Source organism: Corallococcus aberystwythensis (assembly GCF_003612165.1).
Classification (GTDB): Bacteria; Myxococcota; Myxococcia; order Myxococcales; family Myxococcaceae; genus Corallococcus; species Corallococcus aberystwythensis.
On the sequence record NZ_RAWK01000099.1, the window covers coordinates 1 to 12415 of the forward strand.

General features: G+C 69.8%; 9 protein-coding genes and 1 pseudogene. 6 read left to right on the forward strand and 4 right to left on the reverse strand.

What is annotated here, in order from left to right; genetic code table 11:
- A pseudogene (locus tag D7W81_RS17775) lies at nucleotides 1-454 on the forward strand (MtsA protein); the annotation flags it as partial.
- A 3-nt stretch (nucleotides 455-457) separates the two neighbouring features.
- Here the strand turns inward: D7W81_RS17775 and D7W81_RS17780 are convergent.
- The 3 genes from D7W81_RS17780 to D7W81_RS17790 form a co-directional block, all read right to left on the reverse strand.
- Nucleotides 458-1417: an HTTM domain-containing protein gene (locus D7W81_RS17780; protein WP_120556585.1), complete on the reverse strand. Its 960-nt coding sequence runs from the start codon at nucleotides 1415-1417 to the stop codon at nucleotides 458-460.
- Nucleotides 1414-1944, reverse strand: coding sequence for a hypothetical protein (locus D7W81_RS17785; protein ID WP_120556586.1), 531 nt, complete (start codon nucleotides 1942-1944; stop codon nucleotides 1414-1416). Before D7W81_RS17785 ends, D7W81_RS17780 begins: the two co-directional genes overlap by 4 nt.
- Nucleotides 1945-2044: 100 nt before the next feature.
- The gene (locus tag D7W81_RS17790) at nucleotides 2045-2347 is read right to left on the reverse strand and encodes a hypothetical protein (protein ID WP_120556587.1); all 303 of its coding nucleotides are present in this window, start codon (nucleotides 2345-2347) and stop codon (nucleotides 2045-2047) included.
- Nucleotides 2348-2592: 245 nt separating this feature from the next.
- Between D7W81_RS17790 and D7W81_RS17795 the strand changes: the two genes are divergently transcribed.
- The 5 genes from D7W81_RS17795 (at nucleotide 2593) to D7W81_RS17815 (ending at nucleotide 11855) form a co-directional block, all read left to right on the forward strand.
- Nucleotides 2593-4230 carry a calcium-binding protein gene (locus tag D7W81_RS17795; RefSeq protein ID WP_120556588.1) on the forward strand — a complete coding sequence of 546 codons (1638 nt, stop codon included), beginning with the start codon at nucleotides 2593-2595 and terminating at the stop codon, nucleotides 4228-4230.
- A 171-nt stretch (nucleotides 4231-4401) separates the two neighbouring features.
- Nucleotides 4402-5724, forward strand: a complete 1323-nt coding sequence (gene mtsC / locus D7W81_RS17800; RefSeq protein ID WP_120556589.1) for a cell-cell cohesion MYXO-CTERM protein MtsC — start codon at nucleotides 4402-4404, stop codon at nucleotides 5722-5724.
- A 33-nt stretch (nucleotides 5725-5757) separates the two neighbouring features.
- Entirely contained in the window at nucleotides 5758-7740 is a 1983-nt protein-coding gene (mtsD, locus tag D7W81_RS17805) for a cell-cell cohesion protein MtsD (RefSeq protein WP_120556590.1), read from the forward strand.
- Nucleotides 7737-9527, forward strand: coding sequence for a VWA domain-containing protein (locus D7W81_RS17810; protein WP_120556591.1), 1791 nt, complete (start codon nucleotides 7737-7739; stop codon nucleotides 9525-9527). Before mtsD ends, D7W81_RS17810 begins: the two co-directional genes overlap by 4 nt.
- 24 nt (nucleotides 9528-9551) lie before the next feature.
- Nucleotides 9552-11855, forward strand: a complete 2304-nt coding sequence (locus D7W81_RS17815; RefSeq protein ID WP_120556592.1) for a hypothetical protein — start codon at nucleotides 9552-9554, stop codon at nucleotides 11853-11855.
- 53 nt (nucleotides 11856-11908) lie between these two features.
- Here the strand turns inward: D7W81_RS17815 and D7W81_RS17820 are convergent, their stop codons facing one another.
- Entirely contained in the window at nucleotides 11909-12352 is a 444-nt protein-coding gene (locus D7W81_RS17820) for an Ig-like domain-containing protein (RefSeq protein WP_120556605.1), read from the reverse strand.
- Nucleotides 12353-12415 lie beyond the last annotated feature (63 nt).

Below are 12415 nucleotides of genomic sequence, written 5' to 3' on the forward strand. Positions count from 1 at the left end.
GCCCAACCCCTACCGGGGCGCGGAAGGCGCTCCGCTGGAGACGGTGACGCTGCCGGACGGCAGGACCGGCCACCCCGCGAAGGGCCTGGCGCTGTTCGAAGGCAAGGCCCGGTGCATGGCGTGCCACCCCGCGCCCCTCTTCACGCTGGACCAGGACCCCTCGACGCGGGGCCAGTACCAGGACGTCGGCACACCCATCGCGCTGCCGCTGCGGCTGGAGCAGCAGCACCTGGTGAAGGGCGCGGCGCCGCCGTCCCTGGTGGGGACCTGGGACGTGTGGCCCCTGCTGACGAGCGCCACGGCGGGCTACGCGGTGCAGGAGGACCGGCTCGTGGTGGGCTCCCGCTTCCCGCTGCGCACGCTGCTGGAGACGCCGGGGCTCGAGCACGGCGGTGCGCAGGAGCTCACCGCCGGGGAGCGCGACGACCTGCTCGCCTACCTGCTCACGCTGTGAGGCCTAACGCGTGGAGCTGGAGTGGAACGGGAGCAGCACCGCGGCCCGGACCCGCGTGACCATCGCTTCGGCCACCAGGGGCCACCCGAAGGCCGCGAACGTGAGCACGGCCATCATCCCGCTGAACAGCCACAGCCCCATCATCACCGCGATGCCCAGGTGCATGGCCAGGGTCAGCGCCACCCAGAGCCCCCGCGTGCGCCGGGGCCAGACGCAGAACGCGTAGCCCACCTCCACCGCCAGCGTGCCCCACGTGGACAGCTTCACCAGCCACGGCACCACCGCGAGCCACGCGAAGTCGAACTGGCCGTACTGGGGCTGCATCAGCACCTCCCAGAGCGCCGTCCCGTTCCACCACACCGCCCCCAGGAGCTTCTCCAGCCCCGTGGACAGGTAGATGAGACACAGGTGCAGCTGCAACATGCGCAGCGACAGCGTCGCCAGCGCGGAGTGCGCCCCGGAGAGCCTTCCCGACTGCACGTCCAGGGAGAACGCCGCGCCCACCGGCATCACCGCGCAGTAGAACAGGCTGATGTGCGCGAAGGTCTCCACGCCGTAGGAGAAGAAGCTGATGCTGTTGAGCAGCACCGTGTGGATGACCCACGCCGCCACCGCGGACAGCCGCGTGTGCAGGCCCACGAGCAGCCCCAGCAGCGCCACCACGTAGAGGAACGCCAGGCCCTGGATGCCGGCCGCCTGGGAGATGCCCAGCGGCGCCAGCGCACCCACCACCGTGTCCACCCGGGGCACCGCCGGCGAGGCCAGCACCTCGGACACGCTCCAGGGCACCCAGCCCCGGTTGCCCAACAGCTCCGGCAGGCTCTCCGCCAGGCTCCACGCCTGGATGAGCAGCAGCGTCGCCACGCCAATGCGGAACACGGCCAACGGCTGCGGGGAGGAAGGCGCGCTGACGAACGCCGTCAGCCGCTGACCCACGGAGGACTTCCAGGACAGGGCGCTCATCGCGTCACCTCACCCGTGGACACGGACGTGGGCACCCGGCGCTCGAACACCGCGCGGTAGTCCTCCGCCCAGAGGGGCCGCGAGCCCCGCAGGTGCGCCTCCATGCTGGGCAGTTGGAGCGACTCCACGCGCACCGTGACGGAGCGCGCGTCCGGGTGCCGGCCGAACATCGCCGCCGCCCACGCGCGGGCCAGTGAGTCCCGGCTCTCCGGGATGCCGAAGCGCAACGTCATGGAGTGCATGCGGACGTTCACCGAGCTGTTGTCGGACTGGAAGTCGTCGTGCAGCCATTCTCCTGACGCACCTTCCAGGTCGAAGGAGACGCGCGTCGCCGGGCTCACCCCGGGGGCGAAGAAGCTGAAGCCACTGCTCGCGCCCGTCCAGTGCGCATACGCCAGCATCCAGGGCCTCAAGGTGGCCGAAACCCGAGTGAAGGGCACGTGCAACGCGCCACAGGCGGCCAGCAGCAGGTGCGCCGCGGCAAGGCCGGTCAACAACCCGTGCCAGGAAGTCAGGGTGTGTCGCATGGGGGCTCCAGGCCCGAGCGCCGGAGGTGGGACCTCCGGCGCCGGGTACGTCTTGTTGAATGAACCGCTACCTCGCTTCAGGGGGTGACGGCGGACGGCTTCAGTTGCAGTTGCCGCTCACGTTGCCGCCGTTCAGGTTCCCGAGGATGAGGCCCAGGAAGCTGCCCGTGCTGTTACCGATGAGGTTGCCGCTGCCGATGATGTTGCTGATGAAGCCGCAGTTGTTGCCACCGCCGGAGCCGCCGGCCAGGGGGCCCGTCTTCGACACCAGCACGACCTCCTCCATCGCCACCGCCATGCGCGGGTCATGGCTCTTCACGTCACCACCGTGCGCCATCGCGCCCGTCGCGCCCAGCGCCAGCACGAACATCGCCACGGTCCCGCCCAGCTTCATCTTCTTCATGGTCTTGCTCCTTGGGATTGGACAGCATGGGCAATGTCTTTCCCGTCCCAGGATTCGGTAGCATCCCGGCAAGACCAGGATTCTGTTGGGAGCTGGTTCCAGGCAGGATGTGGACATTCCAGCCTGGTTGGTGGCGACCTGTTCTCCGGGGATGCGAAAAGTCGGGCCGGTGACGTGGCTTCGCGCGGATCCGCCTCGCGGGTCGCTTGCGTCGGGTGGGGGGGCTGAGGTCTACAATCCGACGGATGCGTTCCTCCCCCCGGGTCGCCTGGCTCCTGATTCCAACGTTGTGGCTGTCGTGCACCGACGCGGGGCTCTATTCGATTGACGACCGCGCGGGCGGCTCTCGCGACCGCGCCAACTTCGAGGGCGACCTCTGCGTCCCGGAGGCCACCGGCGACGCGTTCCCCGTGAAGGTCGTCTTCGCCCTCCAGGGCGGCACGGGGGTCGAGCCGGAGGTGGTGGGCTATGCGGTGGACGGCCTCACCACGCTCACCTCTCGCTTCACCGGCCCACAGACGCGCTTCGGGTTGGTGGCCTTCCACTCGGTGGCCACGGGCATCCAGGGCAGCTTCACGGACGCGGCCGCCTTCCAGTCCGTCCTGCCCCGTTACGCCAGCTACCAGCAGCAGGGGCCCATCAGCATCCGCTCCGCGCTGAGGCTCTCCAAGAGCCTCTTGTCCGGCGACATGCAGGCCGCCTGCAAGGGCGAGGTCGCGCGCTCGCGCTACGTCGTCGCGCCCGTCATCCGCAGCGCCGACGTGAGCTGTGACAACCCGGCCTTCAACATCGGCATCGACAGCCGCTGCGCCGCCCTGTCCCAGGCCGCCGGCTGCAACGCGTCCCCGGACGCCCAGGCCCAGTGCAACGCCTCGTGCAGCCAGTGCGAGCTGACCGCCGTGGTGGGAGAGCTCAAGGGGCTGGTGGAGCAACTGGGCGCGGGCGGCGTCAGCGTGCAGCCCGTCTACGTCCGCGGAGACGTGCCGGACGCCGTCACCCGCCTGCAGGTGGCCGCCATCGCCAACGCGGGCGGCAGCGCGCCCGTGGAGACCGACTTCGCGGGCCTGCCCAACGCGCTCCAGCAGCTGGACTACGGCGCGCTCGACAACTCGCTCAAGTTGAAGCGCTTCCTCGCCTTCAACCGCAACGTGCAGGTGCGAAACGGCCAGATGTTCACCGACAGCGACGGTGACGGCGTGGGCGACGACGACGAGCGCGCCACGGGCCTGGACCCCGCCGTCCCCGACACCGACCAGGACGGCCTGATGGACGGCGTGGAGCTGCGCATGGGGCTGGATCCGCTCGCCGTGGACGTCATCAACGGCTGCAGCGTGGTGCAGGACACGGACGGCGACCGGCTCAACGACTGCGAGGAGCGCGTGCTCGGCAGCGACCCCTGCGTGGGCGACACCGACGGTGACGGCCTGCCGGACCTGGTGGAGGCGCTGTCCCAGACGAACCCGCTCGTCCCCGAGGACCTGCTCGACAGCGACCGCGACGGCGTCACCAACGTGGCGGAGGTGGAGGCCCACGGCGACCCGCTCAGCTCCGACCTCGACTTCCACCGCGAGCGCGGCTACGGCTACTCCGTGGTCCCGCTGCCCGCCACCGCCACCAGCGACCGCGCCTGCTACCGCACCCGCGTGGAGAACGTCTCCCTGGTCTCCACCCTGGAGCGCCCCCACCCGTTGATCCCCGGCGAGTTCATCCCCGCGGGCACCAACGAGGTCTACCTCTACCTCCAGGTGGGCCGGGACAATGATCCGCGCGGCGCCGGCGTGGGTTCGCTGTTCATCCAGGAAATCCAATACGACCCCGACACCGGCCGCACCCCCGCGGGCATGGTTCCCCTCGTCTCCGACGACTTCATCGTGGGCCTCTGAGTCCACCCGCAAGCGTGGGGTGTTCCCCACAGTCTCAATGGGGTGTCCCCCCCACATCCTTCCTGTAGCAGTCCGTTCCGGACACGCAACCCCTTGAAGTTCCTGACCCTGAAACTCCTACAGAAGCGGGATCGCCTCTTGCTAGGGCTGGGGGTTGTGAAAGGAGTCACCATGACTATCGGTCGCATTGCCCCCATGCTGGCGCTCGGAGCCTTCCTGGTGCTGAGTCCCCGCACCGTGCAGGCCCAGGAGCAGAACCCGGACAACCCGGAGTGCCTCGGAGATGAGTGCGGTCGGCCCAAGGAGGTGGGCGGCGGCTGTGGTTGTGGCTGCGGCTGTTCCGTCTGGGTGGCGTACACGGACGACGGCAAGACGCTGTCGTACACGGACGACGCGGACGGCGACGGCAAGGCGGACGACAAGGACAACTGCCCGTTCACGTCCAACCGCGACCAGGACGACCTGCCTGACGTCGACGGCGTCGGCTCCGCCTGTGACAACTGCCCGGCCCTTGGCAACGCTGATCAGCTGGACGGCGATGGCGACGGCATCGGCGACGCGTGCGACCCGGACGACGACAACGACGGCCACGTGGACGACGCGGACAACTGCCGCACCATCCCCAACGCCAACCAGGCGGACAACGACGGGGACGGCATGGGCGACGTCTGTGACGACAACGATGACAACGACCTCTGGAAGGACGGCGAGGACAACTGCCCGCTCGTCGCGAACGACGACAAGCAGCTGCCGGCGGACGTGAGCAAGTGCCGCGTGGACGCGGACGGCGACAACGTCTCCGACAACCTGGACAACTGCCCCGGCCTGTCCAACCCGGACCAGAAGGACTCGGACGTGGATGGCATGGGCGACAAGTGCGATCCGGACATCGATGACGACTCCGTGCTCAACGCCGCGGACAACTGCTCCGCGGTGGCCAACCGCGACCAGGCGGATGACGACGGCGACGGCCTGGGTGACGCGTGCGACACGCGCTACTGCGTGGTGCTCAACCGGGACCACCCCAACGACTGCCTCGACCCGAAGGCGCCCTTCAGCGTGGGCACGGGCGGCACCATCAGCGTGGAGAAGACGGGCATGGCGGTGCGCCCGCCCCTGTTCGCCAACCGCAACGGCGCGGCCATCGAGTACACCTGGACGGTGGTGAAGCGTCCCTCCGGCTCCACCGCGGTGGTGGAGAACCCCAAGGGCGCCGTCACCTACAGCCGCCACTGGGAGTACCAGTACGTGGACGGCAGCGTGCCCAACTTCAACCCGGACAAGGAAGGCGAGTACGAGCTGCAGGTGTCCACGCGCCTGGCCTTCGCGGACCGCGTGTTCCCCAACGAGCGCGCCTCCGTGTCCAGCCTCTTCGTGAAGGTGGGCAAGGATGAGGCCGGTAGCGGCTGCACCTCGCTGCCCGCGGGCGGCAGCGTGGCGGCCCTCGGCGCCGGCGTGCTGGGCCTGCTGCTGCGCCGCCGCAAGAAGGCGTAAGAAGTGTCATCCGTGCCAGGAGGTCCGCATCGCATGCGACGTCAGCTCGTGGTTCCGTTTCTTGCGACCGGCCTCCTGGTCCTGGGTGTGCTGTCCTGTTCCGACACGCTCCTGGAGCCACGCGCCCAGGAGCAGTCCCAGCTGGATGACCGGCTGACGCTCGCCGGCCGGGTGTGCACGCGCCCGGCGAACCCCACCGGCTTCCCGGTGAAGGTGGTGCTCGTCGTGGACGAGTCCGGCAGCATGTGCGTGTCGGATCCGCCGGGCTCGCAGGAGGGCAGTGGCTTCTGCGAGCGCACGGAGGTGCAGGCCATCATCCCGCCGGGCGTCACGGAGCCCGCGCGCGTGCGCGCCCTGAAGAACCTGGTGGCGGGCTTCAAGCGCATCAACGACCGGCGCGAGGGCAACATCAGCATCGCCATTGCCCCGTTCGAGACGAACGTGAAGAACACCTGGCCGCCCGCGGGCGGGGACCGCTTCTCGCCGCCGGGCAACATCAACGGCTACATCGAAGGACTCCAGTCGCAGCTGGGCAAGGGCACGGACTACCAGGGCGCGCTCAGCTACGCGTACAGCCTCATCGCCAGCGACATCGAAGCGGTGTCCCAGTCCACGCCGGAGCTCCTGCCGCGCACGCGCTACGTCGTCGTGTTCCTCACGGACGGCACGCCGTACCCGCGCTGCTCCGCCAACGACAACCTGTCTGACTACGCGGGGCCGGACACGCCGGACCTCACCTGGCGCGACTCCATCTCCAGCTTCTGCAACGCCACCAGCACCACGGACGCCATCACCGGCTTCGAGGTGGGCACGGACCGCAACCAGAACTACCAGCTCTTCAGCTACGTGCGCCGGCTGATGGAGCTCAAGACGCAGTACAACGTGGGCGACGTGCGCATGCACACGGTGCTGCTCTTCAACGAGGAGGCCGTGCGTGCGTGCGGCCCCCTCTGCCAGGACATCTACGGCACCTACCCGGGCGTCCCGGAGGCGCAGTACCCGGCCGCGGCGAAGAAGATCGCCTCCTTCCTGCTCAAGCGCTTCGCGGAGATGGGCAACGGCGTCTACCAGGAGTTCAGCGACACGGCGGAAATCTCCGAGCTGGGCCTGGGCGCGCTGGACTACTCCTCCTTCGCGTCGCCCAACGTGATGAAGACGCTGATGGTGGAGCCCCTGAGCTCCGCGCCCGGGGACGACGGCCGCGTGCTGGACAGCGACGGCGACGGCGTCCCGGACAGTGTGGACAACAGCTTCACGCTCAAGACGAACCCGTTCACCCTGGACAGCGACGGGGACTGCCTGAGCGACGGCTTCGAGTACCGCCGTCAGGACCAAGGCTTCAAGGCGGGCAACGACCTGGACGCGCGCGGCTGCGACCCCAAGTCTCCGCTGACGCCCGGCTGCACCTGCCGGGACACGGACGGTGACGGGCTGTCGCAGTTCGCCGAGGAGTACCTCAAGACGCGCCAGGGCATCGTGGACAGCGACGGCGACGGCGCGCCGGACGGGGTGGAGGCGAAGTACGGCCTGAGCCCGCTCCAGTCGAGCGTGTCCGGCCTGGACACCGACGGTGACGGCGTGCCGGACGACGAGGAGTTGAAGGCCGGCAGCGACCCCACCCGGCGCGACCGGCCCTTCCACGACAAGTACGGCATCCAGTACGAGGTGACGAAGGTGCCGGGCGGAAATGACGCGAACGGCGTCTGCTACGACTTCACGGTGTCCAACCTCCAGCTGGTGACGCCGCCGGACCGCTCGGGCGTGAAGCAGGGCTACAACCTGTTCAAGGTCTGGTTCGCGGAGGCGCCGGAGAGCGGCGTGGCCACGGACTACGGCGTCTGGCGCACCGCGTGCGCGTGGGCGCAGTACGCGCCGCCCAGCGTGCGCGTGCCGCTGGGGCCGGACCTGGACATGGAGGACGGTGACTTCCGCCGGCCGGATCAACTGGCGGATCCCTGGAGAGCCCAGGGCAATTGCGTCGGCGTGTCGCCGTCGCAGGGAGGCGCGTCGCCGTGAGCCGCGCGGGACGTCTGTGGGCACTCACCCTGGTGGGGCTCGCCGTGGTGGTGGCCTGTACCGATTCGTACCTCTACGACCCGCGCCGCGACACGGAGGTGCCCGCGGACCGGGCCGTGGCGCTGGACGGGCGGTTCTGCACGCTGGGCGCCAACGAGGTCATCCGGCCCATCAAGCTCATCGTCGCCATGGACGCCAGCCAGTCCATGCGCGTCAGTGACCCGGACGGCACGCGCGCCACGGCGCTGGTGGACCTCATCGAGAACCTCCCGCAGGACCCGGAGGTCTCCATCGCGGTGATGCTCTTCGCGGGCAGCACCACGGCGTTCCTCACGCAGAACCCGGGGCCGCCGGCGGAGGACGGCTTCGTGCAGGTGTCGGCGCTGGACGACACCGCGAAGGCCATCCTCACGGAGAAGCTGCTCACGTTCCGCAACACGGACACGTCGCCGAACCGGGACTCGACGGACTTCGTCAAGCCGCTGTCGGACATCTACTCGCTCATCAACACGGACATCGCGCGGGCGCGGCAGCAGCCCAGCGGCAACGACGCGCTGGCGCAGGCGCGCTACTCGGTCATCTTCCTGTCGGACGGCAAGCCCACCAACAACCAGGATGACGAGCTCATCCGGGGCGACGCGGTGGTGCGCATCCGCCAGCTGCGCGACCTGGTGGAGGACGTGCGCTTCAACACCGTGCACGTCTTCAACCCCACGCAGCCCGTGCCGTCCGTGTGCGACCTGGTGTCGGAGGACGGCGGCTTCGGCGACGGCGGCTGCCCGCTGCTCATCATCAACCAGAACGCGGACCGCCTGGAGAAGATGGCCACGCTGGGCGGCGGCAACTTCCGCGACTTCCGCAACAACGAGCCCATCAACTTCCTCAACTTCCAGTTCGGCCAGGTGCGCCGCGCCTTCGTCGTGAAGGAGTTCGTGGCCTCCAACTTCTCCGCGCCGCAGGGCAGCCCGCTGGACGAGGCGGACACCGACGGTGACGGCCTCACCGACGCGCGCGAGTACGAGCTGGGCACCAACCCCAACCTGCGCGACACCGACACCGACGGCTTCAGCGATGGCGTGGAGGTGTACTTCCGCGACCGCGGCGTGCAGTTCGACCCCACGCAGGAAGTGCAGCCGGACGGCGGTGGCCTGGACAAGGGCTGCCCGCCCGCGCTGCGCGGCGTGGACACCGACTGTGACGGCCTCCTGGACTGCGACGAGCAGTTCATCGGCACCAACGCCGCGCTCCAGGACAGCGACGGCGACGGCGTGCCGGACGGCATGGAGTGGCGGGGCGGCACCCAGGGCTCCAGCAACGACCTGGATGAAGACCCGGACACGGACGGGCTCACCAACCGCAGCGAGGCGCGCATGCACATGCGGCCCCTCCAGGTGGACACGGCCAACCTGGCCTCGGACGCGTACCGCTACAGCATGGAGGCGGACGGTCCGGTGGATGCGGAGGGCCGCCAGTGCTACCGCTTCCGCGTGGACAACGTGCTGCTCGCGCCCACCATCGCCATGGTCGCCGACGGGGGCGTGGACGGGGGCGTGGACGCCGGCACCGTGCAGCGCGGCGCGGGCTACAACGACATCTACCTCTCCGTGTCCATGCTGCCCGCGGATGACCCCACCGCGCGCACGCTGGTGCGCACCTTCCGCGTGGACTCCGTGCGCTACCCGGTGGGCGGCATCAAGTCGCCTCCGGATGGCGTCATCCGCGTGAACCCCGAGGACTTCGTGGACGGCTGCCCCGGCGTCGCCCCGACCCTCTCGCCCGTCCCCTGACTTCAAGCCTCCTTCGAGTCCCCCATGCGCCTTCGCACCCGACTGCTCCCGCTCGCGCTCCTCTTGCTGGCCGCCTGTTCCTCGGAAGGGGACGACACGCCGGACGCCGGCACGGGCGTGGTGGAGGACCTCTGCAACAACCGCGAGGAGGCCCTGACGAACGCGGACTGCGAGCTGAAGCCGGGCGTGCCCATGGAGCGCTTCCTGGCGCTCACCGGGGACGTGAAGGCGGGTGACGAGGACTGGTACAGCGTCCGCATCCCGGCTTCCGCCAACGCGCGCACGCTGGTGCACGTCACCGGCACGTACCTGGCGGCCAGCACGCCGGTGAACCTGTCCGTCACGGTGCAGGAGAAGGACAAGAGCACCGCGCTGGTGGCGAAGTCGGACCAGCACGGCGCGGGCGCCCCGAAGCCGGTGGACATCGTGCTGCCGTACGGCACGCCGGACACGCAGCTGATCATCGTGGTGCGCGACGCGCCGGTAAATCCCGCGCGCCCGGCCTATGACGCGCGCAGCCCCTACCGGCTCACCGTGGAACTGCTGGAGAACCCGGACACGAACGAGCCCAACGACACCACGCCCACGCCCATCGCGCTGGCGGCGCAGGGCGCCGTGCAGGTGGGCACCGCCCAGGGCTACCTGGCCACGGACAACGACGTGGACCGCTTCAGCTTCCCGCTGACGGCGGGGAAGATCGCCTACGTGCGCGTCAACGCGCCGGACCAGGGCTTCCCGCCCAACTACCGGCTGTCCTATGAGCTCTTGCGCCCCAACAGCACCGACAAGGAGTCGGAGGGCAACGTGCTGCCCAAGGTGCACCCGGGCGTGCTGGCCACCGCGCGCAAGGTGAAGCTGGCGGGCACCTGGGTGCTGGTGGTGAAGGGCTACCGCGGCAACAACGAGCCCGTGCCCGCGGGTGACCTGCGCCAGCCCTACGCGGTGGAGGTGCGCGTGGTGGACGAGGCGGACCCCAACGACCAGTCCGGGGACAATGACGCCCATGCCCGCGCGTCCACGAACAACCTGGGGGCGCCGGGCGCGTCCACGACCTTCGAGGGCCGGCTGGGCTATGTGTCCGACCGCGACTGGTTCGCGGTGAAGCTGTCGAGCCTGGCGAGGCCCAGCGTGCTGCGCTACCGGCTGACGGAGCGGTCCACCGCCACGCGCTTCGACCCGCTGCCCCTGCCGCTGGGCCAGATGGCGGACCGGCAGGTGCTGGCGTTCACCAAGGTGGGCACGGCCGTCACCGCGGAGCAGCGCGCCACCTGCACCAACGACCCGGCCGTGTGCCCGCGCGACACGCGCGAGCACCCCGACGCGCCGGCGCTGGTGCAGACCTACTGCAACAACGCGGAGGCCGTGCTGTGCCTCCACTCCCTGCGCGAGGAGTCCGACCCCGCGCGCTTCCCCGGCCTGAGCAACTTCCAGGGCGTGCTGCCGGTGCCCTCGCACGGCACGGAGGCGACGTACCACTTCCTGGTGCAGGACGACGGCAACAACTGGGCGGATGACCGCGACTACCGGCTGGAGGTGTCCTGGGAGGACGAGGACGCGGAGGAGGTCGCCGCCTACAGCGGAGGCGTGGAGCAGCCGCGCGCGAAGACGCTCAACGACGTGGGCACGGGCAACCTGCCGGTGGGCAACGCCACCTTCGAGGCGAAGGGCCAGCTGACGTACGGCCACGGCCGGCTGCGCGGCAACGACCGCGCCACGGGCCTGGGCGTGCGCGGCCCCACGGACTACGACGCGGTGGCCTCCGACACGGACAGGTTCCAGTACCAGCTCCCCGCCCTGAGCGCGCCGGAGGACGCGGCGTGGCTGGTGCAGTGGGAGGTGCAGAACCTGCCGGACGGCGGCACTCCGCACGGGCTGGCGCTGGACCTGACCTTCTGCGACGGCAGCGCCACCACGGACGGTGGCACCGGCCCGTGCACGGACGTGACGACCACCAGCACGGGCGGCGCGCTGACGCTGGCCTACAACCCGACGGCGATGCGCGCGTGGCACACCTCCACCAGCGCGCCGCTCAGCAGCTACCAGGCGCTGTACCAGATGGAGAAGACGGCCAGCACCACGCGCGTCACGGTGGCGCCCTACGCGTGCTCGTGCCTGGAGCGGCGCTTCATCAAGGGCGGTACGCTCAAGGTGGCGGTGAGCGCCACCGAGCGCACGGACTACACCCCCGTGGGCTACACGCTGCGCACCGGCTACGGCGACTACCCGCGCAGCTACACGGCGGCGGATGGTGGCTCGCCCACGTCGTGCCCGGCGCCCACGCAGGACGGTGGCACCTGGGTGGGCGGTTGCCAGTTCACCCGGCAGTAGCAACACCGGGCGGGCGGCGGGGCTTCACGCCTCCGCCGCCTGTGCCGCGGGGACTACGGCTTCGGCGCCGCGACGCCCTTGCCCTTGAGCGTCAGTTCACGCGTCTCGCCGTTGGCGGCGTTGGACTTGAGGGTGAGCTTGCCGGTGAAGTCCTGCACGGCGTTGGGCTTGAAGGCGACCTCGATGAAGGTGCGCTGGTAGGTTTCCAGCTTCAGGGGGCCGTTCTCCGGCCAGTCCTCCGGCTTCCTCATGGTGAAGACGCTGGGACCGGAGATGGAGACCTCGTTGAGCTCCAGCGTCTGGATGCCGCGGTTCTCGATGTAGAGCGTGTTGAAGGTCGTCGCCCCCACGTAGGTCCCCGCGGAGAACTCCGTGTCGAAGCTCAGCTCCGTGCGGTCGATGAGCAGCTGCGGCGTGTCCTGCAGCTCCTCCGTTTCGTCTCCGCAGCCCGCCAGGGCGATGATGGTGAGGGGCAGCCACAGGTTGCGAAGGCGCATGGACATCCACTCCTCGGTGAGGTTCAGAAGAATGTCTGGTGTTGTAACACGGAGTGGCTCGCG